The following is a 25578-nucleotide window of genomic DNA, read 5'->3' as shown; positions in this document are numbered from 1 at the left end:
CTCAAGGTTGACTTCGCCGCGCGACAAGAGGCAACAGGACGCATGCAGGCCGCCATCCCCTTTCCCGACCTCTCGTCAGAGGTGTTTTCCATCGCGCTTTTCGGGTTCGAATTCGCGCTGCGCTGGTACGCGCTCGCCTATATCGCGGGCATCCTGATCGGCTGGCGGCTGGCCCTCTGGGCGGTCAAGCGTGCGCACCTGTGGGCCAATGACACGCCGCCCATGACCCCGCGCCAGATCGAGGACCTGCTGACCTGGGTGATCCTGGGCATCATCCTGGGTGGGCGGCTGGGCTTTGTCCTGTTCTACATGCCCGGCTACTACCTGACGCATCCGGCGGAAATCCTGATGATCTGGCAGGGCGGCATGGCCTTTCACGGCGGGCTGATCGGCGTGGTGCTGGCGGTCTGGATCTTCTGCGCGCGCAACAAGGCGCCACTGGCCTCGGCCTCGGACCTGCTGGCGCTGGCGACACCGCCGGGGCTGCTACTGGGCCGGCTGGCGAATTTCATCAACGCCGAGCTCTGGGGCCGCCCCTCGGACGTGCCCTGGGCGGTGATCTTTCCCGGCCAACTGGCACAGGACTGCGGCCAGCCCCTTGGCGAACTCTGTGCGCGTCACCCCTCGCAGCTGTACGAGGCAACGCTCGAAGGACTGGTGCTGCTGATCGTACTGATCTGGATGGTCTCGCGCGGGTGGCTGAAACGGCCCGGCGCAGTCGCGGGCACCTTCTTCATGGGCTATGGGATCGGGCGATTCATCGTCGAGTTCTTTCGCCAGCCCGACGCGCAGTTCCAGTCCGAAGGCAATCCACTGGGTCTTGCCCTGCAGGTGAACGGCTACGGCCTGACGATGGGGCAACTGCTGACCCTGCCGATGATCCTGGGAGGGGCGCTGACAATCTGGTTCGCCCTGAACCGCGCGCGCGGGGCCAGGGCTGACGCGGCCTCTTGACCGCACTGCGTGATATCCTGGTCCGGCAGGTCATGGCCAACGGGCCGATGACGCTGGCCGACTTCATGGCCGCCTGCCTGATGCATCCGCAGCACGGCTATTACAGCACGCGTGACCCCTTGGGCGCGGCGGGCGACTTTACCACCGCCCCCGAGATCAGCCAGATGTTCGGTGAGCTGGTGGGCCTGTGCCTGGCGCAAAGCTGGATGGACCAGGGGGCGCCCGCGTCCTTTGTCCTGGCAGAGCTTGGCCCCGGTCGCGGCACCCTGATGGCCGACATCCTGCGCGCCACCGCCCGCGTGCCCGGCTTTCACGCCGCCGCCCGGCTGCATCTTGTCGAAACCTCGCCCAAGCTGCGCACCGAACAGGCCGGCCGCCTGCCGCAGGCAACATGGCATGACAGCGTCGAGGATCTGCCCGAGGGGCCGATCTTCCTTGTCGCCAACGAGTTCTTCGACGCGCTGCCGGTGCGCCAGTTCCAGCGCGCGGGTGAGGCCTGGCAGGAACGGGTCGTCGGGCTGGACGATGAGGGCACGCTTGCACTTGGCCTTGCCGCGCCCGCCCCGCAGCCCGGCCTGGCCCACAGGCTGCAGGACACGCGCGACGGCGACATCGTCGAGACCTGTGCCCCGGCGCAGGCCATCACAGCCACCCTTGGCGCCCGAATCGCCCGACATGGCGGGCTTGCGCTGATCGTCGACTATGGCGACTGGCGCTCGCTTGGTGACACCTTGCAGGCCCTGCAGGGGCACAAGGCCGCCAACCCGCTCGCCACCCCCGGAGAGTCCGACCTCACCACCCATGTCGATTTCGAGGCCCTGGCCACTGCCGCCGCCCCCGCCACCCATACGTTGCTGACCCCGCAGGGGGTTTTCCTGGAACGCCTGGGGATCACCGCGCGGGCCCAGGCGCTGGCGCAGCGACTCAGCGGCGAGGCGCTGGACAGCCACATTGCCGCACATCGCCGGTTGACGCATCCGGCGGAAATGGGATCACTGTTCAAGACCATCGCCCTGCTGCCACAGGGTTCCCCGCCCCCGCCCGGACTGGAGCTGCGCGCCACGCCATGACGCTCGAGATCATCACTTCGCTGAGCCTCTCTCCCTTGCGCCACGGTTTTTTCACGCGCCGGGGCGGCGCCTCCTCGGGTATCTTCTCGGGGCTGAACTGCGGCGCGGGCTCCTCGGACCAGGCGGAAATCGTGGCAATCAACCGGTCGCGCGTGGCCAACGCGATGGAAACCGCGCCCGACCGCCTGCTGACCGTGCACCAGGTGCATTCGCCGGATGTCGTCACCGTGGTACAGCCCCAGGATGCCTCGGACAGGAAGGCAGACGCGCTTGTCACCGCGACGCCCGGCGTGGCGCTGGGGGTGCTGACCGCCGATTGCCAGCCGGTGCTGTTCGCCGACCACGGCGCAGGTGTGATCGGCGCGGCCCACGCGGGCTGGCGCGGCGCGCGGGATGGCGTGCTGGAGGCCACGGTCGAGGCGATGCTGGCCCTCGGCGCCACGCGCGAGGGGATTCGCGCCGTGATCGGCCCCTCGATCAGTCAGCGCGCCTACGAGGTCGGGCCCGAGTTCTTCGAGGATTTCGTCATCGAGGACGGGCGCAACAGCCGGTTTTTTGCCGGCGGCACGGGCGACCGCATGATGTTCGACCTGCCCGCCTACGGGCTGCACCGCCTGCGCGAGGCCGGGGTCGAGGCGGAATGGACACGTCATTGCACCTATTCCGACCCGGATCGGTTCTATTCCTACCGCCGCGCCACCCATGCCGGAGAGGCGGACTATGGCCGCCTGATCTCTGCCATCCGGCTCTAGACGCTATGCCCGGCCCCTGCCGGAAACAATCCGCCTATTGGCCCACCATTGTCCCAATGATGCCGCAATTCGCTGCAAATTCTACGGACAGGCACGACCAGAGGCAGAGCAGAGGACACGTCATGAAACCGCAGCGCCGCTTTATCGCATCGATCACGGAAACCGCCCGCAAGGGCGCACCCCGCCTGCCGTTCGAACGCGGCGCCCCGCGTGCGGCCATGATCGCCCGCCGCGAACAGGCGCAGGCCCCGCGCCAACTCAGCGTCAAAAGCGCCTGACCCTTCCGTGGCAGGGCCGGAAACGCCCTGTATCCCTGTATTGTGACCAAGTCCCCGACCGTCGCGGCGATGCCGCGCCGGTCCACTCCCGGCCAGCCTGGATAGCGGCCCGCGCCCGTCCACAGGCCCCTCCCCCCGGACATCCGATAGGCTTCGATTCGCCGCGCAGCCGGCGGAATGTGGCACCAATGTCCCGCCAGGTCCGACAATCCCGGAGAAGCTTCCGCATTGTCGCCCGCCGCAACTCCTCAAGCGCGCCAATTTTGACAGGCCGGGCCGATTGCGGCCAGATCGGCATCAGTCAGTTACTTGTTTCAATATTCCGTCTGTCGTTGTTGGTGGGGGCCAACACGGATGTGACCAACCTCAAGGGGTGTTCACATGACCCGCCTCCATCGCGGCCTTTCGGGCGTTGCCCCGGCGGCTGACCCGGCTCTCTCTCTTCCCGTTTCTCCGGAACGGGAGCTCTCTCCGGACAGGCGACCTCGCCGCGCAGGCTCTCTCATGCGCAAATACGAGGTCGCCGCCCTGCTTCCCGACCTCACGGTCTCCTTCACCCAGCATGTCGCCCCGGCCTCTCCGTTCTTCGAGGAATGCGCCTCGGCCTTTGCGCGCGGCACGCTGATCGAAACGGTGCGCGGCCCGGTGGCCATCGAGGACCTCGTGCCCGGCGACTACATCCTGACCGCCAGCGGGTCGGTGTCCGTCACCTGGATCGGCTCCACGACCTATGTCCCCGGCCACGAGGACGAGGCGACCACGCTCACCCACATGACGCGGATCACGACCGATGCCTTCGGGATGGGGCATCCACCGATGGACCTGCTGCTAGGCCCGGCCGCACGAATGGTGGTGCGTCACCCCCGGCTGGAGGACTTGCTGGGTCAGAACAGCGTGCTGGCCCCGGTCAAGGACTACGCCGACGGCGACCGCTTCCTGGAGGTGACGCCGATGGGCACGGTGCAGCTGTTCCACCTGATGGTGCAACGCCACACGACCATCCGCATCGGCGGCGTCGACCTGGAAACCTATCACCCTGGCAACACGGCGGGGCAGTCCCTGGGCCAGAACATGCGGGCACTCTACCTGACGATGTTCCCCAACATCTCGGCACTGGACGATTTCGGGCAGGTCAGCATGACGCGCACGACGCGGGACGTGGTCGAAAACCTCGTGGGGGTCTGACCGGGCGGCGGGGCAAGCCCCGCCCTACACGACCACCCGACACGACCACAGGGCCGCATCCGCTCAGGCGGTGCGGCTCAACCGTTCTTCCAGTACCTCGAAGGGCACGCCGGGATCGTCCTTGGCGTTGCGGATCACCAGAGATGTCTTGACGCTGGCGACGTTGGGCGCGGTCAACAGCTCTCCGGTCAGGAAACTCTGAAAGGTCGACAGGTCGGGCGCGACGCATTTCAGGATGAAATCCACCTCGCCGTTCAGCATGTGGCATTCGCGCACAAGCGGCCAGGCGCGGCAGCGTTCCTCGAAGACACTGAGATCCACCTCGGCCTGGCTTTGCAGCCCGACCATGACAAAGACCTGCACCTCGAAGCCCAGCGCGCGGCTGTCGACTTCGGCGTGGTAGCCGCGGATATAGCCCTGTTCTTCCAGAACGCGCACACGTCTTAGGCAGGGCGGCGCCGAAATACCCACCCTGCGGGCCAATTCGACGTTCGTCATTCGGCCATCCGCTTGCAGTTCTGCCAGAATCTTGCGATCGATCGGATCAAGCCGGTGACCTGCCATAGTCTCCCCCGTGTATTTCGCGATTGTTATAGCAGCCAGTAGGCCCTGCGCAATAATATTTCAACAAGGCGCAAGAATCTTTTCCGGCATGGCACAAAGACGCGGCACCCTGCCGCCCCTCTTTTTTCACCCCATCCTTGTCGTTATATGACCCCGCACGCGCCGCTAAGGAGAAATTCCATGTCCGAGACACGCCACACCAAGGTCCTCATCATCGGCTCCGGCCCCGCAGGCTATACGGCGGGCGTCTATGCCAGCCGGGCGATGCTGGACCCGATCCTCGTGCAGGGGCTGGAACCCGGCGGGCAGCTGACCACCACGACCGAGGTCGAGAACTGGCCCGGCGACACCGAGGTGCAGGGTCCCGACCTGATGGTCCGGATGGAGGCCCACGCCCGCGCGATGGGCACGGAGATCATCGGCGACATCATCAGCTCGCTCGAACTCGACAAGCGCCCCTTCGTGGCGCATGGCGACAGCGGCACGACCTATACCGCCGACGCGGTCATCCTCGCCACCGGCGCGCGGGCGAAATGGCTGGGCCTGCCGTCCGAAGAATCCTTCAAGGGCTTTGGCGTCTCGGCCTGCGCCACCTGTGACGGCTTCTTTTACCGGGGCAAGGAAATCGTCGTGATCGGCGGCGGCAACACCGCCGTGGAAGAGGCGCTGTTCCTGACCAACTTCGCCTCCAAGGTGACACTGATCCACCGCCGCGACGAACTCCGCGCCGAGAAGATCCTGCAAGACCGACTGATGAAGAACCCCAAGATTGAGCCGCTCTGGTTCCACCAGCTCGAGGAAGTGGTGGGCGACGACATGCCCAAGGGTGTCACCGGGGTAAAGGTCAAGCACGTCGAGACCGGCGAGATCACCGAGATCCCCTGCGCCGGCGTCTTTGTCGCCATCGGCCACGCGCCGGCGAACGAGCTGGTCAAGGACGTGCTGGAAACCCACATGGGCGGCTATGTGGTGACCAAGCCCGACAGCACCGCCACCTCGATCCCCGGCGTCTTTGCTGCCGGCGACCTGACCGACCACAAGTACCGCCAGGCCGTGACCAGTGCCGGCATGGGCTGCATGGCCGCACTCGAGGCCGAGCGTTGGCTGGCGGAACAGGACGCGGCGGGCGAACCCGCACCGGAAGCCGCCAACGAACCCGAAAGCGCCTGAGGCGACACTCCCTGTAGCCCCCCCGAACGGCCCCGGCATCCCGCCGGGGCCGAATTGTTTCCGGGGTTCGGGTTGCACTATCTCCGGATCGGATTTCTGCTCTCGGCATTGCCGTTTCCAAGCCAGTGTCCCGTTTCGTTGTGCAAGATCCGCTCCCCCCCGATACCCCGGTCGCCCTTCTGGTCGATGGTGACAATATCAGCGCCGCACATGCCGCGCAGTTGATCCAAATCGCCTCTCGCAACGGGCGTGTGACGGTGGCGCGTGTCTACGCCACCACGATGAAGCTGGCCTTGTCTTCGCGTATCGGCACCTTCGTCCTGGCCAAGCGCCCGCATCTCTTCCAGCTTGACCTAAAGAGGCCACAGGCAATGTTCCGCTTTTTGCCCGAAGGCTTTGACAGCCCGTCCTGACCGGCAACTCTACGGCGTTGCGCAAGAGTCACGCCGGCGGAAATCCCCCACGCCCGCGAATTTCGACTTTTCTGCAGGTGCAAACTGTGGGATGCGTTCAGCGATGAACACACTTTGAGTCGCCCGCCATGTCCGCCTCCAAGGCACAGCTCATTTCGGATGAAGAAGGCCTGCTCTTCCGCCTCCTGCGCCAGCTCGACCTGGCGCCGGAAGTGTCGTCGCAGCGTGCCATCGCCTCCGCGCTGGGTGTCTCCCTGGGACGGTTGAACGCGCAGCTCCGGGCGGCGGCCGAGGCCGGGTTCATCAAGATCAGCGAACGCGAGGGGCCGGACCGGCGCCAGAGGTTCGCCTATGCGCTGACCTCTCGCGGGGCCGCCGAGAAGAACCGGCTCACGGACCGGTTTCTTGCCCGGAAACTCGCGGAATACGACGCACTCCACGCCGAACTGACAGGCACCTCCAGCAACCTGGTTCCCATTAAGCACAGGACCGAATTGATGCAGAACAACCTTGCCCCCATCCCCGAGCTGTACGTTTCCTACGACAGCGCACAGAAACTGAAGGTCGAAGCAGCCGACCTCGTCAGCCACGACCTGAGCCCGCGCCAGATCTGCGACCTGGAACTGCTGATGAACGGCGGCTTCAACCCGCTCAAGGGCTTCCTGGGTGAGGAAGACTACAATGGCGTCGTGGAAAACATGCGCCTGGCCGACGGCACGCTCTGGCCGATGCCGATCACGCTGGACGTGAAAAAGGACTTTGCCGACAGCATCGAGATCGGCCAGGACATTGCCCTGCGCGACCAGGAAGGCGTGATCCTGGGCACCATGACCGTCACCGACAAATACGTCCCGAACAAGTCGAACGAAGCCGAGAAGGTCTTTGGCGCCGACGACCAGGCGCACCCGGCCGTCTACTACCTGCACAACCAGGCAGGTGAGGTCTACCTGGGCGGTCCCGTGACCGGCATCCAGCAGCCCGTGCACTATGACTTCCGCGCCCGCCGCGACACCCCGAACGAATTGCGCGCCTACTTCCGCAAGCTGGGCTGGCGCCGCGTCGTCGCCTTCCAGACCCGCAACCCGCTGCACCGCGCGCACCAGGAACTGACCTTCCGCGCCGCAAAGGACGCGCAGGCCAACCTGCTGATCCACCCTGTCGTGGGCATGACCAAACCGGGCGACGTCGATCACTTCACCCGCGTGCGCTGCTACGAGGCGGTCCTGGACAAGTACCCGGCATCGACCACCACCATGTCGCTGCTGCCGCTTGCGATGCGCATGGCCGGCCCCCGCGAGGCGGTCTGGCACGGGCTGATCCGCAAGAACTATGGCTGTACCCACCTGATCGTCGGCCGTGACCACGCCGGCCCCGGCAAGAACTCCGCCGGCGAGGATTTCTACGGCCCCTACGACGCACAGGATCTCTTCCGTGAGCACATGGAAGAAATGGGCATCGAGATGGTCGACTTCAAACACATGGTCTACGTGCAGGAACGCGCCCAGTACGAGCCCAACGACGAGATCGAGGACAAGGACAACGTCACCATCCTCAACATCTCGGGCACCGAACTGCGCCGCCGCCTGCAAGAGGGTCTGGAAATCCCCGAGTGGTTCTCCTTCCCCGAGGTGGTCGAAGAGCTGCGCAAGACCAAGCCGCCGCGCTCGCAGCAAGGCTTTACCGTCTTCTTCACCGGCCTCAGCGGCTCGGGCAAGTCGACGATCGCCAACGCGCTGATGGTCAAGCTGATGGAAATGGGCGGTCGCCCGGTGACGCTGCTGGACGGCGACGTGGTGCGCAAACACCTCTCGTCGGAACTGGGCTTCTCGAAAGAGCACCGCGACCTGAACATCAAGCGCATCGGCTATGTTGCGTCGGAAATCACCAAGAACGGCGGCATCGCGATCTGTGCGCCCATCGCGCCCTATACCGCGACCCGCCGCGCCGTCCGCGAGATGATCGAACAGTACGGCGCCTTTGCCGAGGTCCATGTCGCCACCTCGCTGGAGGAATGCGAACGCCGCGACCGCAAGGGCCTGTACAAGCTCGCCCGCGAAGGCAAGATCAAGGAATTCACCGGGATCTCCGACCCCTATGAAGTCCCCGAGAATGCCGAACTGGTGGTCGAAACCGAAAACGTCGACGTCGACAACTGCGCCCACCAGGTGATCCTCAAGCTGGAGAGCATGGGCCTGATCGCCGCGCAGTAAGGCGCCGCACCCCGAAAGACGACAAAGCCCGGCGTCAACGCGCCGGGCTTTCTTGTGTGTGCCGACTGGTCCGCGTGTGCCGGGACCTACCCCCGCACGCTGCCCCGTCCTGCATGCCCCGGCCGTCCGGCGCCCTTGATCGGGCCGAACCGCATGTCCAGCCCATAGGGTTCCTGACCCCGGGCGAATTTCACCAACTTGCCCTGGTCGTGGCGCAGCTCTTCGAAGAGCTCCTCGAAATCGGCCATCTTCATGCCGTAGACCGTCTCGAATGCGGGTTCCCAGTCGTCCATCTCGCCGGCCACCCGCCAGAAATCCACCATCCGGTCTTCGCCATAGCGCAGGGCCAGCACGGCCACCGCCAGGTTCGAGGCGGAATATTCACCGTCCGAGCGCACCGACTGCTTCTTGCGGATGTAATCCAGAGGCACGGCCTCTTCCTCATCCCGGGCCCGCAGCGCGGCCAGCATGGGCACAGAGACCTCGCGGGTGGGACCGCCGCGCGACTTGATCTGCGCAAGGTAAGCGCTGCCTTCGACCATCCAGAGCGGCCCCATGCGGCGGCGCCCGGTCTCATCATAGGCCACCTTGTCATACAGCATCTCGCGCTGAACATGGTGCATGTATTCGTGCAGCATCACGTACTGGTAGCGCCCGCGCCAGATGTCGTAGCTGGCCACGCTGTCCAGGTGTTCGGGCGGCATGCACAGGGCGATCCGGTTGCGGTAGGCGCTGCCCATCACGCGCTCGACCCCGACACAAAGGTCGTCCGCGGTGTCCCGCGCCGCGCTGACAGACAGATCCGGAATGCCCTCGACCGGCTCCAGCAGCAGCTTTTCCAGGTCGTCGCGCCCAAAGGCCACGATCAGCACCGGCTTGGACGCGGTGGTGATGCCGTATTCCTGTGCGAACATCGCGCGCGCGTCATCGTAAGACCGCTGGATATAGCCCCGAACCTCTTCCGGGATATTGGGCGCGGTCAGGATCAGGGGCGGTTCCGACGAGGGCATCAACGCCGCCGCCTGCGGGGCATATCCGCCGATCTCGCGGCACCAGCCCACCGCCGCGCGTTCCGAGAAATCCGGCAACCCGGCAAAGATCGCCTGCACGTCCTCACCGACCAGCCCGCGCATGAATTCTGCCAGCGCCTGCCGCGTCCCCGCGCCGCTGGTACCATCGTTCTCGCCCGGGTCGATCCCCAGTGTCGCCAGCTGCTTTTGCACGCAGCTGACATGCCGATCCGAAGCCTCTGCCGCGCCGATACTGGCCGCCAGGCAGAGCGTGAGTGAACACATCAGTTTCTTGATCGCCATGATGCCGGTCCCTTGATGCTGTCTGGCATCAACTTAGGAAATCCTGTGGCCGGTCAACAAGTCAGGGGATTCCTACCTTCACGCCAGCCCGTGCTTCCTCGACTTCTGCCGGCGGCAGGCCCAGCAAGGCCCTTTCTTCCGGCGTGTAGGGATAGGCCCCCTGCCCCGTCGCATAGGCGCGGGCGGCGGTCTCGTCGCGGCGCAGGGTTTCAAAGACTCCCTCGAACCCTGTGACCGATTGGCCGTAGACCGTTTCAAAGGCGGACTTCCAGTCACCTTGCGCCGCCACCCTGCGCCAGAACTCCGTCAATCGCGCCTCTCCATAGCGCGCCGACAACAGCACAACGGCCAGTTCCGAGGTCGCGGAAGCCCCGGCCAATCGGGCCGGAATCCGTGAACGCAACTGGGCCAGCGGCATCGCCCCGTCATCGCGCTGCAATTCGGCCAGCGGCAAGGCCCCGCTTTCGGACGGTCGGCCCCGGGCAAGCCCGCGCGCCGTCCCGATCACCATCCAGGCCGGCCGTAGGCCCGCCGCCCCGTCAGACGTCAACGGATCCCGCAGGCCGATTTCGGCCAGCAGGTGATGCGCGTGATCGTAAGCGATCCGCCGGGACAGCGCTTCTGTCGAGGCCGCGCCGCTGATCAGCCGCGCCGTCATCTCCTCCGGCAGGCACAGCACGATCCGCCCGGGCAAAAGATCGGTGGCAAGCCTGGCGATGTCGGCTCCGGCCCCGCAATAGGACCGCGCATGAAGCCCGGCCTCGTTCTCGGACAGGCCCAAAGCGCCGGGATAATCCCGCCGAAGCATCCCTGTCAGCGCATCCGCATCCTGCGCGTAGATCAGCACCGGCGCCGTCGCCGCCCGCAAACCGTAGACCCCGGTCGCCGCATCGCGCGCCTCGCCGTAGAGATCGCGCAGCACCTCGCCCATTGCCTCGGGCACCTCAGCGGCCAGCACGACCTCCGGCGGAGCAGCCGAAGGCAAAAGCTCTGCCGCCTCCGGGGCCATCGCCCCGATCTCGCGGCACCAGGCCACGGCCGACCCGGGCGACAGATCCGGCAACAGGTCGAAGACCGCGCGACCAGAGCCGCCCTGCCGCCGCACAAAATCCGCCAGCGCCGCGCGGGTGCGCGGCCCCGGCACCCCGTCCGCCGCGCCCGGCGACAGGCCCAGCGCCGCCAACTGGCGTTGCACACAGACCACCTGCGCCCGGCGCTGCGCCGCCATGTTCCCCGGGGCGGGCATCGCAGCGGATCCCGCGATCAGCCCGTCGCCATCCAGATCACGGTTCGCCAGGAACTCCTGCGCGGCATCCGGATCGGCGGTCAGGGTCGGGAAGATGCGCTCGAAATCCTGCATCGCGATGCCAAAGACATCCTCGAAGGCTGTTTCCCAGCGGTCGGTCTCTCCCAGACGCCGCCAGTAGCTGATCAGGGTCTCTTCGCCGAAACGTTCTGTCAGCAGGTGCACCGCGTAGAAGGAGGTGCTATAGGCGTTGGGCTCGCGCACCTCACCCTTGCGGCGGATCCCGTCCAGCGTCAGGCCAGAGCGCGACGCGCCCAGCCGCAGCCATTTGGTGCGCGGCAACGAACTGTCATGAATATCATGGATATAACGGTATTCGATCACCTGGGCGCCGCCCTCGGCCATCCAGGCCGGCCCCATCCGGGGCCGCACGCTCTGTCCCCGCCGGACCCATTGCGGCACCTTGTCATAAGCCAGTTCGCGCTGAAGATGATGGGTGAATTCATGCGCCATGACCCGGCGCAGCCATACACGAAAATCCTCGAACCTTGCGGAATTCCCGGCTTCGAACTCTTCGCGCCAGCAAAACACCATGTGGTGACGGTACATCGAGGCGCCGATCCGCGAGCTCTTGCGGCAGTTTCGCTCCGCGGTCCGGCGGACCTCCGCCGCGCCAACCTCTTGATGGCTGGCCGCCGCCCGCAGAATCCGGCCCAGGCTGTCCGGATCATTGGCCGCAACCAGTTGCACGCGGCTGGCCAGCGCCACCCCAAAGCGTTCTTCGAAGTACCGCGCAACCTCGTCAAAGGCGATCTGCAGCTCCAGCCGCATCATCGGGTCAAAGCCCTCGGGCGTCCAGATCTGCGGCCCCTCGCTAGACGGCATCAGCCCCCTTGCCTCGGGGTAGAGACGCGCAATCTCGCGGCACCAGCCCAGCGCCGCCCGCGCCGAAAGACCAGGCAGCGTCTCCAGCGCCTCGCGGGCCTCCGTTTCGGAAACCAACCGGCCCAGAGCGCCGCGTGTCTGCGGCCCGATGGCGCCGTCCGCCGGGCCCGGATCGAAGCCAAGGGCATCCAGTTGCCGCTGAACGCAGACAACATGCGGATCCTGTGCCACGGCCGGCCCCGCCAAGGCGAACAACCCATAAAAGGCACATAAAATCAATCTCTTCAATTAACCACCACCCTCTGCGCACCCACACCGGACCAAGGATATCGAAATGCCTGCCCCCGGGCCTGTCAAGAATTACCGCCCCAGCTCTGCCTCTGTCAGCGGACGGTGCGCCAGGATGTGATCGCCGTTCATGTCCCGATCGGCGAGGAACTCTCGCTGGGCCATCTCGTCGTCGCGCAGCGTCGGGTAAAGCGTTTCAAAGCTTTCCACCGTCATGCCATAGACCTGCTCGAAGGCGGTGTACCAATTGTCGGTCTCACCCACCGCGCGCCAGAAACGGAACAGGGTTTCCTCGCCAAACCGCTCGACCAGCATCGCCACGGCATAGGCCGAAACGTCATAGGCCTCGACCGTGCGCACCTCTCGCGCCAGCCGGATCTGGCGCGGGGTCAGCTCCGACCCGGCGGCCTGTGCGCGCATCTGGTGCAGAGCGGGCGCCACCCGGCCGAACTTTTCCTCCATGAAGACCTGTTCGATCACCTGCGCGGTGCCCTCGACCATCCAGGCCGGCCCCATGCGCGGGCGCACCGCGTCCGGGTTGTGCACCCAGCGGGCAACCTTGTCATAGCTGTACTCGCGCTGTGCGTGGTGGACCACCTCATGCGTCATCGTCACCGACAGGACCATGCGGTACAGCTCTGCCAGCCCCGGCTCCTTCAGGGCCAGGGTGGTGCCGCAAAAGGACAGCCCGTCGCGCGAAGCGCTGGCGCCCAGCCCGAACTCGGTGTCGCAATCCCGTTTGCCGCGCGCACGGATCGCCGCCCAGCTTTGCAACTTCATCGTCCCGGCCTGGCCGATCAGGCGATGCCAGGCCTCGACCTCGGTCGCCACGATGATGCTGACCTGGCTGGCCAGTTTTACGCCATACCGCCGCTCAAGAAAGTCTTCGGCCTCTTCATAGGCCGTCAGGACGTGATCGGCGATCTCAGGGTGCACGTCCGGACCGATCAGGATCCTGGGCGGATTGACCGAGGGCATGAGCTTTGCCGCCTCGGGCTCGGCCAGCCCGATCTCGCGGCACCAACCCACGGAGGAGCGGTTGTCGAAAGGCGGCAGGGTTTCAAAGACCGCGCGCGCCCCGGCCTCGCGCGTGTCCAGCCAGGCACGCAGCGCGCCGCGCGTGCGCGGGCCGCTTTGGCCGTCGATCGGCCCGGGATCGAACCCCAACGCCTGCAACTGTCCCTGCACGCAGGTCACATGGGCATCGCCCGCCGCCTCTGCGCTCAGCCCGGGCAAGGCAAGGCCAAGCGCCAGAAGCACTGCGAACCTCCATCTGGTCCCCGATCCGGGCATGGGCGACTCCGATCATCGTGACTGACGTCCGATCAGTGACGCCCAGCGGCAGGCAAGCTGTCAAGGCCAAGGCCCCCGCCACCCGCCTCCCTGCCCGGACAAGCGCCTGTCGTTGCGGGATTCTTGTCAGGTGACAAAAACGTGACGCCCAGTGGCGTCAGCCGGCCCGACAGGTGAAGCGCCAAAGTTTCCGTGATAAACTGTTAAGGATTGACCATGCTACACTGATGCCATGATTCCCTTGCGCCTCATTCCCCTGGCCGCGCTCCTGATCGGATCCGGCCCCGCCCTGGCCACCACGCTGGACTGTTCCACGGTTCAGGGCGTGGTGCATACCGCCCCGGCCTTTGTCACCGTGAACCTGCAACAGGGTGAGACGCTGAACATCTCGACACCGGACGCCGGCACCCTGGCCGTCTCGATCGAATTCGGCGGACAGGGCGGCACGGATGACGGTATCTGCAACCCCGCCTTCGACGGTACCTCCTGCGACGGGTTCAGCCATACCGCCGCCCTGACCGGCGACTACGGGGTCGAGGCCTTTGCCCAGTCCGGCGATACCTTCACCCTGTCCTGCGGCGGGGGTGGCAGCGGTGCGGCAGGACAGGGCGGACGCAAGGCCGCGCAGGGCATGGGTGCCTTCGCCTCGGCCAGCACATCGGTGGGCTTTGTCGGCAGCGCGATCAACAGCACCCTCTCGGGCGGCGCCCCGGCCTCGGTCACGCGAAACGGGCTGTTCCTCTCCACCTACGGCGACCAGACGGGCATGACCGGCTGGGCAGCCTTGCAAGGGCGCGTCTTTGACGGCGACATCGACGGCAGCGCACATGAACTGACCTTCGGCCTCGACTACGAGGTCGGCGCCTCCACGCGCCTGGGCTTCTTCCTGTCGGCGGGCCGGTCCGATCTGGACGTTTCCGGCGTCTCGGTGGACAGCGACGCGCTCAGCATCGGCCCCTATTTCAAGTCCCGCATCGGCGACCGCTACAACGTGACCGGATACGCCCTTTTTGCACGGCCCGATTACGACGTCGGCGGCGTCACCTACCAGGCCGAACGCCGCGCCGCCGGGCTGACCGCCAACGCGGATTACACCTGGGGCAGCGCCGACATCCGTTCCTTCATCGGGGTGTCCGGCTTTGCCGAGGATCACCCCGCCGCCGGAGGCCTGGCCCCGCGAACCGTGACCGGGGTGACCGGATCGCTGGGCACACGCGCCAGTTTCGACCTCGGCACGGCCTTGACGCCCTATGTCAGCCTCGGCGCGGAATACAATCGGTTCGACGACGGGCTGGGCCGCGAAACCAGCCATACCGGCCCCCGTATCGGAACAGGGTTTGCCTATGACGCGGGCAAAGGTCGGCTGACGCTCGACCTGGATGGCGGCCGCATCCTGGATGACACGCGCGACATGAAACTGCGGATGAACTACAATCTCAATTTCTGAGCCCAGCCGCACGACCATCACGCTCACCTCGATCCCGCCGCGCTTTGCCGCCCTGGCCGGGGTGCTGGACAGCCTACTGGCGCAGGGCGCCGCGCGGGTCGTGCTGTGCCTGCCGCGCCACTATGCCCGCTTTCCCGGCCCGGTCACGCCACCAGCCCTGCCCCCGGGGGTCACCCTGCTCTGGTCCGACACCGACTATGGCCCGGCGACCAAGCTGCTGCCGGCCCTGCGCGCCTTTCCACAGGACGCCCTGGCCTATTGCGATGACGATTGCCTCTACCAGCCCGGCTGGCTTGCCGCACTCTGCACCGCCGCCAGCGCCACAGAAGCGGTGGCCGCCTCCGGCTGGTCCGTCGACCGGCTGAAACGGCAGGGCGCCGCGCCCCCGCACAGCGATATCGCACAGGGGTTTTCCGGCGTGCTGATCGGGCCAGGAATGATCGACCCGCGCGCCTTCGACATCCCGGCAGAGGCCCGCCCGGTCGATGACATCTGGCTCTCGGGCATGCGCGCGCTGACAGGCACCCCCCTGCGGCTGGCGCCCGAGGCGCGCGCGCGCGTCACGCCCCTGGACCGCCCCGCCCCGCTGCAGGATACGACGGACCGCGCCCGCGCCAATGCCGCCGCCGCGCACTGTCTTTGGGAGAGGTTCGGCCTCTGGCCCCCGCGTCGGTGATCCCCCAACCACCCAGAAACGAAAAGCCCGGCGAAATCCGCCGGGCCCTGCGATACGAGATCAGGGGGAAAGCCCCCGCCCGTCAATGCGTCAGTGCACCGTCACCGGCGCCAGGTCGTTCTGCCGCGCCAGCACGAAGGCCAGCGAGCGGTCCTTGACCAGCGCCAGGCGTTCGCCATCGGCGCGGTGCACCGCATACAGCGTGTCGCGACCGGCCGCCTGTTTGCGCACGTCGTCGGGCAGGTCCGCGGTTTTCACCGGGCGTACATAGACCGTCCGCCCCTCGACCAGTTTGTCAAAATCGTACTTGGCATGCATGGTACTTACCCCTTCCTGATCTTGATCGTCTGCACGACGGTCTCGGGCCGGCTCATCGTCAGATCGACGTGCAACAGCCCGTTCTCGATCACAGCCTCACCCACCTCGACACCATCCGCCAATACAAATGTGCGCTGGAACTGCCGCGCGGCAATGCCGCGATGAAGGAATATGCGATCCGACCCATCGTCACGCTGCCGACCCCGGATGACCAGCTGGCGGTCCTCGACGGTGATCGACAGGTCATCCTCGCGGAACCCGGCCACGGCCAGGGTGATGCGATAGGAATGATCCGAAGTCTGCTCGATGTTGAAGGGCGGATAGCCCTCCGATGTCTTTGCGGTGCGCTCCAGCAGGCGCTCCAGCTGCTCGAACCCGAGCATATGGGGATAAGATCCCAGCGTCAGTTTGGTCATCGACACGTCCTTTGCACAAGCGACCGTCACGCCACGGCCCCCGAAGGCGACCGTTGCTCCTGAAATATGGGCACAGGGGCTAATCCGCGCAAGGGGCTATGCGCAATGCCACAGAAACGCTATCTTCGGGGTCCGGGTATCACTCAAGGGATTAGGCTCATGAACGCGCCCACGGATATCGCCATGAAGAGCGAGGACGTTCTGCGTGTGGAGTTGGAGGTGTTCCGCCGCGAACACCGCGACCTCGACGAGGCAATTCATGCACTGCAGGAGACCGGCACCGCCGATCGCCTGACGCTGCAGCGCCTGAAAAAGAAAAAGCTGCGGCTCAAGGACAAGATCGCCCTGATTGAGGACCGCCTGCTGCCCGACATCATCGCCTGAACGCCGCCCCATTGCGCCCCTGCCCCCATCGCCTATAACAACACCCGCATAACGCGGAGGCAGGCATGGACAGTCCCAGGGTCGGCATCATCATGGGCAGCCAGTCGGACTGGCCCACAATGGTCGAGGCGGCGGATATTCTCGACGAGCTCGGGGTAGAGTACGAGGCGCGCATCGTCTCGGCCCACCGCACGCCGGACCGGCTGTGGGACTACGGCAAGACGGCCGTCACCCGGGGCCTGCAGGTCATCATCGCGGGCGCCGGCGGCGCCGCGCACCTGCCCGGCATGATGGCCTCGAAAACCCGCGTTCCGGTAATCGGCGTGCCGGTCCAGACCCGGGCGCTGAACGGCGTCGACAGTCTCTATTCCATCCTGCAGATGCCGCGCGGCTTCCCGGTTGCCACGATGGCCATCGGTGCGGCGGGGGCGAAAAACGCGGGTCTCATGGCCGCCGGGATTCTCGCCCTTCAGGATGCCGGTCTTGCCGCCCGGCTCGACCAGTGGCGGGCCGATCTTTCTGCCTCCATCGCCGATGAACCCCTCCGCGACTGACTTTGTACAAAACGTCGGAAACGCCGTACAAAACGTACAAAACGTACAAACTGCAGGTACCCTCATGACCGCCCCTCTCCCCACCGGCAGCACCATCGGCATCCTCGGCGGAGGCCAGCTTGGCCGGATGCTTTCCGTCGCGGCCAGCCGCCTCGGCTTCAAGACCGCGATCTTTGAACCGGGCGGCGATTGCCCCGCCTCTCATGTGGCCAACTTCCACCTGCAGGCCGGCTACGACGACATCAAGGCCCTGGAAAAATTCGGAAATTCCGTCGATGTCCTCACCTATGAGTTCGAGAACATCCCGACCGAAGCGCTCGACGCGCTGGACCAGATCCGCCCGATCCGCCCGGGGCGCGAGGCGCTGCGTATCAGCCAGGATCGCCTGACCGAAAAGACCTTCCTGCGCGATCTCGGATTGCAGACCGCCCCCTTCGCAACGGTGGACGACGCGGCCTCCCTGGCTCAAGCCATTGAAACCATTGGGACTCCCTCGATCCTGAAAACCCGCCGCTTCGGCTATGACGGCAAGGGGCAGGCCCGGCTCACCAAACCCGAAGACGCCGCAGAGGCGCTTGCCGCGCTGCAGGGTGCGCCCGCCGTGCTCGAAGGTTTCGTCGATTTCACCTGCGAAATCTCCGTGATCGCGGCGCGCGGCACCGACGGCCGCGTCGCCGCATTCGACCCCGGCCAGAACGTGCATGAGGGCGGCATCCTGCGCACCACCACCGTGCCTGCCAGCCTGCCCAACCGCACCCTCACCGATGCCGTTCTGACAGCGGGCAAGATCCTGAACGCGCTCGATTATATCGGCGTCCTGGGGGTCGAGTTCTTCGTCACCCCCGGCGGGCTGATCGTGAACGAGATCGCCCCCCGCGTGCACAATTCCGGCCACTGGACCCAGAACGGCTGCATGACCGACCAGTTCGAACAGCACATCCGCGCCGTCGCGGGCTGGCCCCTGGGCGACGGCAGCCGCCACAGCGACATCCGCATGGAAAACCTGATCGGCGACGACATGGACCGTGTCCCCGCCCTTGCCGCCGATCCGGCCTGCGCCCTGCATCTCTACGGCAAGACCGAGACCAAGCCTGGCCGCAAGATGGGTCACGCCAATTTCCTTGTCCCCAAGGACTGACCCGGTTTTCTTTGGTTTTCCAAATACCTCGGGAGGAGTTTGAGGAGGGCAGCGCCCTCCTCAAGGCCTGCGTGGCCTGAACGCAATCCCCCCTGTGCGCGCCAGCGCTCCGCTAACTGATAAAGCGCCCCGCCACCGGCCCGCTCATCCAGGCCAGATCGCCGCCCGCAAAGACCGCCGCGATCCGCCGCGTCTCGCGGTCCATCACCACCAGGTCCGCGCGCAGGCCGGTATCCAGTCGCCCCCGATCCGCCAGGCCCAGCACCCGCGCCGGCCCCTCCGAGACCAGCGCCCAGGCCGCCGCCTCGTCCATCAGGCCCAGCTCGACACAACGCCAGGCCGCCCGCGCAGGCGCCGGGTAGTGATAATCCGAGGCCAGAGCATCACAAAGCCCCGCGCCGATCAGGTCCAGCGCCGAGACATTGCCCGCATGGCTGGCCCCGCGCACCACGTTCGGCGCCCCAAGAACCACCGGCTCCCCCGCGTCCCGTGCCGCCTGCGCCGCCTCCAGCGTTTCGGGAAACTCGGACACCGTGACGCCCCGCGCGCGCCACGCGGCTCGGCCCGCCGCCGTCCGGTCGTCATGGCTGCCCATGCGGATCCCTTGTGCGGCCAGCCGCGCGCATAGCGCATCCAGGACGCCCGGGACCGCGTCCCCGGCTTCATGCAGGCGCGTCATCAGTTCCAGGTGCGCCTCCGGGTTGCGGCCCGATTTCAACGCCTGCCCGGTCAGGCGCGGCGGGCGCCGGCCCTCGGCCAGCCGCGCATGCGGCAGGTGGTCGTTGAAAACGACATAGCCGATCCCCCAGCGCGCCAGCGCCGCCTCGGCCCCCTCGAAACTTTCGGTGAAATGCGTCTCCAGCCGCATCTGCAGCCGCAGGTCCACCGGCACGGTTGGCGACACGGCACTCACGGCGGCAAAGACCTCTTCGGCGAACTCCGGCCCGCGCATTCCGCCTTCCCAGGACCAGAACTGCGCCAGAACGGCGGTGGTGATCCCGCAGGCCCCCAGCTCGGCGGCGCAGGCCACCATGCCCGCGTCGCGTTCCCGCAGGGCGCCCCGGCGCGGCGCCATGTGCCGCTCGAACCCGTCGCCATGCACGTCGACAATCCCCGGCAGCAGGTCATAGCCGGACAGGTCCACGGCGCGTCCCACCGGTCCGTCGATGATCACCCCGCCCGCCAGCGACAGGGGCCCGTGATCCCAGCCACCGGGCCGCAACACCCGCGCGCCCTGAAGGTCCAGTTCAATCGGCATCGCACTCTCCCAGCAGGCAGTCCAGGTCGGCCTCGTCCAGCAGCAGGCGCCAGTCCGCGCCCGGCTGGAAGTGCCCCTCTTCCAGGAACCGCACCACCTGCACCATGACCTCGGGCGCCTGCATCATGAAGGTATGGGTGACCGGCAGAACGATGTGGTCAGCCATGCCGTCGACACGGGTCGACGCAATCGAAACCTTGCCATCGTCCACACCGGGGATCACCGAGCTGGTCAGCGCGTTCAGGGTCCTGGACCCGGCAATCACCCCCAAAGGGAAATCCACCGGCGGCAGCCGCGCGGGCAGATCCCGCGGCCCGGTGCCCAGCTGCTGGCCCGCCGGACCGTTCATCCACTCGAAAACCTCCCAGCCCCCGGCAAGATCCACGATCTCGCTGCCGCCATTTGGCGGGCCCATCATCACCACCCGGCCCAACCGGGGCGGGCGATGGTCCCGCAGCCAGTGCCGCAAAAGGATGCCGCCCATCGAATGGGTGACGAAATGCACCGTTTTGGATCCGCAACGGTTCACCGCCTCCGGCAGGGTCTCTTCGGCCAGGTGTTCGACCCGGTAGCGGGTCGAATCGTAGCCGGGGATGATGACGCGATGCCCGCGCGATTCCAGAACCGCGCCCAGCAGCGCCATCGAATACTCGGTCCGCGCCAGCCCGTGCAGCAGGATGACGCAATCCCCGGCCCGCGCAGGCAGAGGGGCAAGCAGGACAAGACACAGGAGAAACCATTTCATGACGCTGGCATAGCGTCCCGCCAGCGCCTAGAAAAGTCATGAAAGGAGTGCCCCGTTGCCCGCCCCCCGCATCGCCTGCCGCGCCGTGATCCTGCAGGACAACCGCCTGCTGCTGGTCAACGCCTGGCCCGGCAACCTGTCGGACCTGTGGTGCGCCCCCGGCGGCGGGGTCGAGCCGCACTCGAGCCTGCCCGAAAACCTCGCCCGCGAAGTGCTGGAGGAAACCGGCCTGCGCGTGGAGGTCGGCGCCCCCTGCCTCGTCAACGAGTTCCACGACCCCAAGCGCGGTTTTCACCAGGTCGAGATCTTCTTTCGCGCCCGCATCACCGCAGGCACGCTGACCGACGATTGGAAAGACCCGGAAGGCGTGGTGCACAAGCGGCGCTTTTTTGCGCGGGACGAGCTGACGCGCCTGCGCCTGAAACCCTCCAGCCTGCCCGATGTCGCCTGGGGCGAAGGGCCCGGCTATGACCCGCTGGAACCTATCCTGCGTTGATCCACGCGGCTATTTCCGCAGCACCGACAGGGCCACACCACCCAGGACCACCGCCGCGGCGATGACGAAATCCAACGACAGTGCCTCGCCCAGAAAGATCATGCCGCCCGCCATCGCGATCACTGGCACGCTCAACTGTGCCACCGCCGCGACGCTGCCCTTGATCTGCGGCAGGACATGATACCACAACGCATAGCCCAGACCCGAGGTCACTGCGCCCGAGATCACCGCCAGCAGGATGCCCGTGGGCTCCGGTGAGATCGCCTCGGGGCTGACCGGCAAAACCAGCCCCAGCAGAAAGCCAATTGGCGCGGCCAGCAGGAAGTTCGCCCCGGTCGCCAGCAGCGGATCCTCGGCCCGCCGCCCCGCCAGCGAGTAGATGCCCCAGCCCAACCCGGCCAGGACCATCGCCGTACCGTGCGTCAGGCTGAGCGCAACGCCGCCCCCTGGCCAGAGCAGCCATACCAGCCCGCCAAAGGCCAGCGCCGCCCCGGCCCAGCGCAGGGCCGGAGGGCGCTCTCCGCCGATCAGGCTGCCGCCGAACATGGTCACCTGGACCGTCCCGAAGAGGATCAGCGCCCCAAGGCCCGCGTCCAGCGCCACATAGGCCACCGAGAACCCATAGATGTAGAGAACCAGCCCAAGCACCCCGGCCACCCGTCCGGCGCCGCCCAGCGCAATTCGTCCGCGCAGCACCAGCCCCAGCAGCACCAGCATCGCCGCACCGGACCACAGGCGGATGGTGCCGAAACTCACCGCGTCGATCCCGCCCGCGGCCAGGGCAGCCCGGTTCAGGACAGAGTTCGCGGCAAAAGCCACCATCGTCAGGGCGATCAGAAGAAACAGGCGCATGGGATACCCTCGCGGGGAACCGGATCAAAGGAACAGCCCGCCCTACATGGCGCAATTGGCCGTTGGCGAAAACCCTTTGACGTGAACGTGACGGCGCCGTGTGCCTGGTTCAGGCCACCAGGCTCTCGGCGCGCTTGAGGTCGACCGAGACAAGCTGGCTGACGCCCTGCTCCTGCATGGTCACGCCGAACAGCCGGTCCATCCGCGCCATCGTCACCGCGTGGTGGGTGATGATCAGGAACCGCGTGTCCGTGCGACGGCACATCTCGTCCAGCATGTCGCAGAACCGGGTCACGTTGGCATCGTCCAGCGGCGCGTCCACCTCGTCCAGCACACAGATCGGCGAGGGGTTGGCCATGAAGACCGCAAAGATCAGCGCCAGACAGGTCAGGGTCTGTTCACCGCCAGACATCAGCGACAGGGTCGACAGTTTCTTGCCCGGCGGCTGGCACATGATCTCCAGCCCGGCCTCCAGCGGGTCGTCGCTTTCGACCATCATCAGGCTGGCCTCACCACCGCCGAAGAGATGGGTAAACAGCATCGAGAAGTTGCTGTTTACCTGCTCGAAAGCGGTCAGCAGGCGTTCACGCCCTTCGCGGTTGAGGCTGGCAATGCCCGAGCGCAGAGTCTTGACCGCCTCTTCGAGGTCGGATTTTTCCGCCACCAGCGTGTCATGCTCTTCCTGCACTTCCTTGGCGTCTTCCTCGGCACGCAGGTTGACCGCACCCAAGGCGTCGCGCTGGCGTTTCAGGCGCGACACCTCGGCCTCGATCTTGTCCGAAGCGGGCATCTGGTCCGGGTCCACGTCCAATTGCTCCAAGAGCGTCGCCGGCGTGGTTTCCAACTCGTCGGTGATGCGCTCTGCGGCGGCCTCGACGGTTTCGCGGGCGGCCTCGGCCCGTGCCTCGGCCCGCGCCCGCGCCTCTCGCGCCTCACCGGCCTGACGTTCGGCGTCGCGTTCGGCGGTGATCGCCTCACGCAGGGCGCTTTCAGCCGCCGACAATGCATCGCTGGCCGCCGCCTTGCGGTCTTCGGCCGTTTCCATCGCGCCGGTCAGGTCGTCGCGCTGCGCCTCCAACTCGCCGGGGACCTCCTCGGCCTGGGCCAGTTCCGCTTCGCTCTCGGCCTTGCGCTCGGCCAGTTCGGTGGCGCGTTTCTCGGCGGTTTCCAGACGGTGACGCCAGCCCGACAGGTCCTTGGTCACCTGCTGGGCGCGCCCCTTGCGGGCCTCGCCGTCGCGGCGCAACTCGTCATGGGCAGAGCGGCGGGCCATCATGGTCATCCGCGCGGCCTCGACCGTCATCTTGATGTCTTCGGCCTGCGCGCGCGCCTCTTCGAGATCGTCCAACCCTTCGAGTGCGCGCTCGGCCTCTTTCAACTGGCCGCGTGCCGCGCCGGCTTCGTCCTCGTAGCGCTTGACCGACAGGCTCGCGCTTTCCACCTTGCCCTCGGCCATGTCGCGTTCGGCCTCGGCGCGGCTTTGCGCCCGGGCGGCCTCTGTCACGGCCTGATCCGCCGCGCGCCGTGCCGCGCGCGCCGCCTTGTCGGCCTCGGTCAGCGCGCTCAACTGCGCCACCAGCGCCTCATGCGCGGCCTGCGTCCCTTCGAGCTGGGCCGATGCGCGGGCCATTTCCTGTTTCAACCCTTCCAGCCGGTTAAGCTGTTCCAGCCGCAGCGCCGCCGCCGAGGGCTGATCCTCGGCCCAGGCGCGATAGCCGTCCCAGCGCCAGAGATCGCCCTCCAGCGTCACCAGACGCTGACCGGGTTTCAGCAAGGCCTGCAGGCGCGGGCCATCCTCGGGGTCCACCAGGCCGATCTGGCTCAGCCGCCGTTCCAGCACGTCGGGAACAGAGACATGGCCCGCCAGCGGCGAGGCGCCTTCGGGGAGCGGCTGCGTGGTGTCGTAGGCCGCCAACACGACCCAGCCGGTCGGCCCGTCGCCCTCGACCTCGGGGGCGCGCAGGTCGTCCGACAGCGCCGCACCCAGTGCCTTTTCATAGCCCTGCTCCACCTGCAGCCGATCCAGGATCTGGCCACCCTCGGCGGTGTCGCGGTCCAGCAATCGGGCCAGCGCCGTCACCTCGGCCCGCAGGGCATTCATCTGGCCCTCGGCCTCGGAGCGTTCCCCACGCGCCTCGGCTTCGCGGGCCTGCGTATCGGCACGGGCGGCTTCGGCCTCGGTCAGGGTCACCTCGGCCTGCTCCGCCGCCTCCTGCGCCTCGGCCAGGCGGGCCTGCGCGGCCTCTGCCGCCTCGCGCGACCGGGCCTGTGCCTCCTTGGCGGTGTCGACCGTGGCACGCGCCCGGGCGGCCTCGCTTTCGTTCCGCTCAACCGTCTTGCGGCAATCGGCGAGGTAGCGCTGCGCGGATTGGTGGCGCGCGGACAGACGGGCGACATCCTCTGTCTGCTGTTCCAGCTCCGCCTCGCGGGCCTGCAACACGCCCGAGGCTTCGCGTGCAGCCTCATGCGCCTCGGCCAGCCGGTCCTCGTGCCCTTCCGAGGCCTTGGCAAGCTCTCGTGCCTCCCATTCCAGCCGCTCTATGGTCTCTCCGGCGTCGCGGTTCAGCCCCGCCTCGCGGTCCATGTCACGGACCAGTTGGGCGATCCGGTTGCGCAGGGTCTCGATCCGGGCCAGCGCCTGCTTTTCCTGATCGGACAGCGTGTCACGCTGGACAATCAATCGCTGCAGAACGGCCGCCGCGATTGCCTCTTCCTCGCGGAGGGGCGGCAGGGTTTCTTCGCGCTCGGCCCGGGTCTTTTCGGCGGCACGCGCCGCGGTTTCCGCCTGCGCGGCCCGTGTCACCGTCTCGCGCAATGCGGCCTCTGCCGCGGCACGGGCATCGTCAGCCTCGCGCCAACGGCGATACAACAACATGCCTTCGGCCTGGCGCAGTTCGGTCCCGATGGCCCGATAGCGCGCCGCCTGCCGGGCCTGTTTGGCCAGCGCGGCCAATTGTCCAGCCAGTTGCTCAACCACATCATCGACCCGCAACAGGTTCGCTTCGGTGTTCTTCAGCTTCAGCTCGGCCTCGTGCCGACGCTGGTACAACCCGCCGATCCCGGCGGCATCCTCCAGCACCTTGCGTCGATTCTTGGGCTTGGCGTTGATCAACTCGCTGATCTGCCCCTGCCGGACCAGGGCGGGCGAATGCGCCCCGGTCGCCGCGTCCGCGAACAGCATCTGCACGTCGCGCGCCCGCGTGTCCTTGGAGTTGACCTTGTAGGCGCTGCCGACGTCACGAGTGATGCGGCGCACGATTTCCAGATGATCGTGGTCGTTGAACCCCGCCGGGGCCAGACGGTCGGCGTTGTCGATATGCAGGCTGACCTCGGCAAAGTTGCGGGCGGGCCGCGACGAGGCGCCGGCAAAGATCACGTCCTCCATCCCGCCGCCACGCATCGCCTTGGCCCGGGTTTCGCCCATGACCCAGCGCAGCGCCTCCAAAAGGTTGGACTTGCCACAGCCGTTGGGACCGACCACGCCGGTCAGCCCGTCGTTGATGATCAGGTCCGTCGGATCGACGAAGCTCTTGAAGCCGGTGAGTCTGAGTCTGGAAAAGCGCAATGGGCCATGTCCGATTCCGAGATTGGACCTCAGCCTGCGCTTTCGGGGTGTGTCGAGTCAAGGAAAGGACGCCCCATATGGCGGCTTCGCGCCACTTCTCCACAAGAT

Annotated in this window: 24 protein-coding genes; 14 read left to right on the top strand and 10 right to left on the bottom strand. The window is 66.8% G+C overall.

Translation table 11 applies throughout. From position 1 onward, the window contains the following. The first annotated feature begins 42 nt into the window (after positions 1-42). The 5 genes from lgt to G9Q80_RS16870 all read left to right on the top strand — a co-directional run bounded on the left by lgt (position 43) and on the right by G9Q80_RS16870 (position 4239). The gene (gene lgt, locus G9Q80_RS16890) at positions 43-954 is read left to right on the top strand and encodes a prolipoprotein diacylglyceryl transferase (protein WP_088714720.1); all 912 of its coding nucleotides are present in this window, start codon (positions 43-45) and stop codon (positions 952-954) included. Continuing rightward, positions 951-2024: a class I SAM-dependent methyltransferase gene (locus G9Q80_RS16885; protein ID WP_088714719.1), complete on the top strand. Its 1074-nt coding sequence runs from the start codon at positions 951-953 to the stop codon at positions 2022-2024. The genes lgt and G9Q80_RS16885 overlap by 4 nt, the downstream gene beginning before the upstream one ends. Next, positions 2021-2776, top strand: a complete 756-nt coding sequence (gene pgeF, locus G9Q80_RS16880; protein WP_043140905.1) for a peptidoglycan editing factor PgeF — start codon at positions 2021-2023, stop codon at positions 2774-2776. The genes G9Q80_RS16885 and pgeF overlap by 4 nt, the downstream gene beginning before the upstream one ends. A gap of 122 nt (positions 2777-2898) precedes the next feature. Continuing rightward, entirely contained in the window at positions 2899-3054 is a 156-nt protein-coding gene (locus G9Q80_RS16875) for a hypothetical protein (protein WP_168246505.1), read from the top strand. A gap of 504 nt (positions 3055-3558) precedes the next feature. Continuing rightward, the gene (locus G9Q80_RS16870; protein ID WP_088714718.1) at positions 3559-4239 is read left to right on the top strand and encodes a Hint domain-containing protein; all 681 of its coding nucleotides are present in this window, start codon (positions 3559-3561) and stop codon (positions 4237-4239) included. A 63-nt stretch (positions 4240-4302) separates the two neighbouring features. Here the strand turns inward: G9Q80_RS16870 and G9Q80_RS16865 are convergent, their stop codons facing one another. Continuing rightward, positions 4303-4803 (bottom strand): Lrp/AsnC family transcriptional regulator, encoded by a 501-nt coding sequence (locus tag G9Q80_RS16865; RefSeq protein WP_043140899.1) that lies wholly within the window; start codon positions 4801-4803, stop codon positions 4303-4305. 180 nt (positions 4804-4983) lie between these two features. Between G9Q80_RS16865 and trxB the strand changes: the two genes are divergently transcribed. The 3 genes from trxB to G9Q80_RS16850 all read left to right on the top strand — a co-directional run bounded on the left by trxB (position 4984) and on the right by G9Q80_RS16850 (position 8596). Next, entirely contained in the window at positions 4984-5973 is a 990-nt protein-coding gene (gene trxB / locus G9Q80_RS16860) for a thioredoxin-disulfide reductase (protein WP_052244445.1), read from the top strand. A gap of 125 nt (positions 5974-6098) precedes the next feature. Beyond that, positions 6099-6386: a PIN domain-containing protein gene (locus tag G9Q80_RS16855; protein ID WP_088714717.1), complete on the top strand. Its 288-nt coding sequence runs from the start codon at positions 6099-6101 to the stop codon at positions 6384-6386. Between the two features lie 128 nt (positions 6387-6514). Further along, complete coding sequence (locus G9Q80_RS16850; RefSeq protein WP_043140894.1) at positions 6515-8596, top strand: bifunctional sulfate adenylyltransferase/adenylylsulfate kinase; 2082 nt, start codon at positions 6515-6517, stop codon at positions 8594-8596. 86 nt (positions 8597-8682) lie between these two features. On the opposite strand, the gene G9Q80_RS16845 is transcribed toward G9Q80_RS16850, so the two are convergent. The 3 genes from G9Q80_RS16845 to G9Q80_RS16835 form a co-directional block, all read right to left on the bottom strand. Continuing rightward, positions 8683-9909 (bottom strand): peptidoglycan-binding protein, encoded by a 1227-nt coding sequence (locus G9Q80_RS16845; protein ID WP_074621856.1) that lies wholly within the window; start codon positions 9907-9909, stop codon positions 8683-8685. Positions 9910-9970: 61 nt separating this feature from the next. After that, positions 9971-12271, bottom strand: a complete 2301-nt coding sequence (locus G9Q80_RS16840) for a peptidoglycan-binding domain-containing protein (RefSeq protein ID WP_133066382.1) — start codon at positions 12269-12271, stop codon at positions 9971-9973. Between the two features lie 129 nt (positions 12272-12400). After that, positions 12401-13588, bottom strand: a complete 1188-nt coding sequence (locus G9Q80_RS16835; protein WP_088714715.1) for a peptidoglycan-binding domain-containing protein — start codon at positions 13586-13588, stop codon at positions 12401-12403. A gap of 265 nt (positions 13589-13853) precedes the next feature. On the opposite strand from G9Q80_RS16835, the gene G9Q80_RS16830 reads away from it, so the two are divergent. Together G9Q80_RS16830 and G9Q80_RS16825 are read left to right on the top strand one after the other, a co-directional pair. Then, complete coding sequence (locus tag G9Q80_RS16830; RefSeq protein WP_088714714.1) at positions 13854-15068, top strand: autotransporter outer membrane beta-barrel domain-containing protein; 1215 nt, start codon at positions 13854-13856, stop codon at positions 15066-15068. A gap of 61 nt (positions 15069-15129) precedes the next feature. Further along, on the top strand, positions 15130-15744 hold the full coding sequence (locus G9Q80_RS16825) for a glycosyltransferase (protein ID WP_088714713.1): 615 nt from the start codon (positions 15130-15132) through the stop codon (positions 15742-15744). 90 nt (positions 15745-15834) lie between these two features. Here the strand turns inward: G9Q80_RS16825 and G9Q80_RS16820 are convergent, their stop codons facing one another. Both G9Q80_RS16820 and G9Q80_RS16815 read right to left on the bottom strand, forming a co-directional pair. Beyond that, positions 15835-16062 (bottom strand): DUF1150 family protein, encoded by a 228-nt coding sequence (locus tag G9Q80_RS16820; protein ID WP_043140876.1) that lies wholly within the window; start codon positions 16060-16062, stop codon positions 15835-15837. 5 nt (positions 16063-16067) lie between these two features. Continuing rightward, complete coding sequence (locus G9Q80_RS16815; RefSeq protein ID WP_043140874.1) at positions 16068-16478, bottom strand: Hsp20 family protein; 411 nt, start codon at positions 16476-16478, stop codon at positions 16068-16070. 159 nt (positions 16479-16637) lie between these two features. On the opposite strand from G9Q80_RS16815, the gene G9Q80_RS16810 reads away from it, so the two are divergent. The 3 genes from G9Q80_RS16810 (at position 16638) to G9Q80_RS16800 (ending at position 18554) form a co-directional block, all read left to right on the top strand. Further along, entirely contained in the window at positions 16638-16862 is a 225-nt protein-coding gene (locus tag G9Q80_RS16810) for a YdcH family protein (RefSeq protein ID WP_074621861.1), read from the top strand. A gap of 65 nt (positions 16863-16927) precedes the next feature. Then, complete coding sequence (gene purE, locus G9Q80_RS16805) at positions 16928-17416, top strand: 5-(carboxyamino)imidazole ribonucleotide mutase (RefSeq protein WP_088714712.1); 489 nt, start codon at positions 16928-16930, stop codon at positions 17414-17416. A gap of 64 nt (positions 17417-17480) precedes the next feature. After that, positions 17481-18554 (top strand): 5-(carboxyamino)imidazole ribonucleotide synthase, encoded by a 1074-nt coding sequence (locus G9Q80_RS16800; protein ID WP_088714711.1) that lies wholly within the window; start codon positions 17481-17483, stop codon positions 18552-18554. 112 nt (positions 18555-18666) lie between these two features. Here G9Q80_RS16800 and G9Q80_RS16795 read toward each other — a convergent pair whose 3' ends face one another. Then, positions 18667-19812 (bottom strand): alpha-D-ribose 1-methylphosphonate 5-triphosphate diphosphatase, encoded by a 1146-nt coding sequence (locus G9Q80_RS16795; protein ID WP_088714710.1) that lies wholly within the window; start codon positions 19810-19812, stop codon positions 18667-18669. Then, positions 19802-20557, bottom strand: a complete 756-nt coding sequence (locus tag G9Q80_RS16790) for an alpha/beta fold hydrolase (RefSeq protein ID WP_184757133.1) — start codon at positions 20555-20557, stop codon at positions 19802-19804. Before G9Q80_RS16790 ends, G9Q80_RS16795 begins: the two co-directional genes overlap by 11 nt. A 55-nt stretch (positions 20558-20612) precedes the next feature. Between G9Q80_RS16790 and G9Q80_RS16785 the strand changes: the two genes are divergently transcribed. Beyond that, complete coding sequence (locus G9Q80_RS16785) at positions 20613-21053, top strand: NUDIX domain-containing protein (RefSeq protein WP_043140858.1); 441 nt, start codon at positions 20613-20615, stop codon at positions 21051-21053. A gap of 9 nt (positions 21054-21062) precedes the next feature. Here G9Q80_RS16785 and G9Q80_RS16780 read toward each other — a convergent pair whose 3' ends face one another. Further along, positions 21063-21905, bottom strand: a complete 843-nt coding sequence (locus G9Q80_RS16780) for a DMT family transporter (protein WP_088714709.1) — start codon at positions 21903-21905, stop codon at positions 21063-21065. A gap of 109 nt (positions 21906-22014) precedes the next feature. Continuing rightward, positions 22015-25470 carry a chromosome segregation protein SMC gene (gene smc, locus G9Q80_RS16775; RefSeq protein WP_069209534.1) on the bottom strand — a complete coding sequence of 1152 codons (3456 nt, stop codon included), beginning with the start codon at positions 25468-25470 and terminating at the stop codon, positions 22015-22017. Between the last annotated feature and the right edge of the window lie 108 nt (positions 25471-25578).

It is taken from the genome of Mameliella sp. LZ-28 (assembly GCF_012274245.1).
Classification (GTDB): Bacteria; Pseudomonadota; Alphaproteobacteria; order Rhodobacterales; family Rhodobacteraceae; genus Antarctobacter; species Antarctobacter albus.
This window is presented reverse-complemented; position numbering and strand designations above follow the sequence as displayed.

Excerpts from the sequence above, each read along its gene's own strand:
- lgt (WP_088714720.1), top strand. The coding sequence starts at position 43 with ATGCAGGCCGCCATCCCCTTTCCCGACCTCTCGTCAGAGGTGTTTTCC.
- pgeF (WP_043140905.1), top strand. The coding sequence starts at position 2,021 with ATGACGCTCGAGATCATCACTTCGCTGAGCCTCTCTCCCTTGCGCCAC.
- G9Q80_RS16875 (WP_168246505.1), top strand. The coding sequence starts at position 2,899 with ATGAAACCGCAGCGCCGCTTTATCGCATCGATCACGGAAACCGCCCGC.
- G9Q80_RS16870 (WP_088714718.1), top strand. The coding sequence starts at position 3,559 with ATGCGCAAATACGAGGTCGCCGCCCTGCTTCCCGACCTCACGGTCTCC.
- G9Q80_RS16865 (WP_043140899.1), bottom strand. The coding sequence starts at position 4,803 with ATGGCAGGTCACCGGCTTGATCCGATCGATCGCAAGATTCTGGCAGAA.
- trxB (WP_052244445.1), top strand. The coding sequence starts at position 4,984 with ATGTCCGAGACACGCCACACCAAGGTCCTCATCATCGGCTCCGGCCCC.
- G9Q80_RS16850 (WP_043140894.1), top strand. The coding sequence starts at position 6,515 with ATGTCCGCCTCCAAGGCACAGCTCATTTCGGATGAAGAAGGCCTGCTC.
- G9Q80_RS16845 (WP_074621856.1), bottom strand. The coding sequence starts at position 9,909 with ATGGCGATCAAGAAACTGATGTGTTCACTCACGCTCTGCCTGGCGGCC.
- G9Q80_RS16830 (WP_088714714.1), top strand. The coding sequence starts at position 13,854 with ATGATTCCCTTGCGCCTCATTCCCCTGGCCGCGCTCCTGATCGGATCC.
- G9Q80_RS16820 (WP_043140876.1), bottom strand. The coding sequence starts at position 16,062 with ATGCATGCCAAGTACGATTTTGACAAACTGGTCGAGGGGCGGACGGTC.
- G9Q80_RS16815 (WP_043140874.1), bottom strand. The coding sequence starts at position 16,478 with ATGACCAAACTGACGCTGGGATCTTATCCCCATATGCTCGGGTTCGAG.
- G9Q80_RS16810 (WP_074621861.1), top strand. The coding sequence starts at position 16,638 with ATGAACGCGCCCACGGATATCGCCATGAAGAGCGAGGACGTTCTGCGT.
- purE (WP_088714712.1), top strand. The coding sequence starts at position 16,928 with ATGGACAGTCCCAGGGTCGGCATCATCATGGGCAGCCAGTCGGACTGG.
- G9Q80_RS16800 (WP_088714711.1), top strand. The coding sequence starts at position 17,481 with ATGACCGCCCCTCTCCCCACCGGCAGCACCATCGGCATCCTCGGCGGA.
- G9Q80_RS16795 (WP_088714710.1), bottom strand. The coding sequence starts at position 19,812 with ATGCCGATTGAACTGGACCTTCAGGGCGCGCGGGTGTTGCGGCCCGGT.
- G9Q80_RS16790 (WP_184757133.1), bottom strand. The coding sequence starts at position 20,557 with ATGAAATGGTTTCTCCTGTGTCTTGTCCTGCTTGCCCCTCTGCCTGCG.
- G9Q80_RS16780 (WP_088714709.1), bottom strand. The coding sequence starts at position 21,905 with ATGCGCCTGTTTCTTCTGATCGCCCTGACGATGGTGGCTTTTGCCGCG.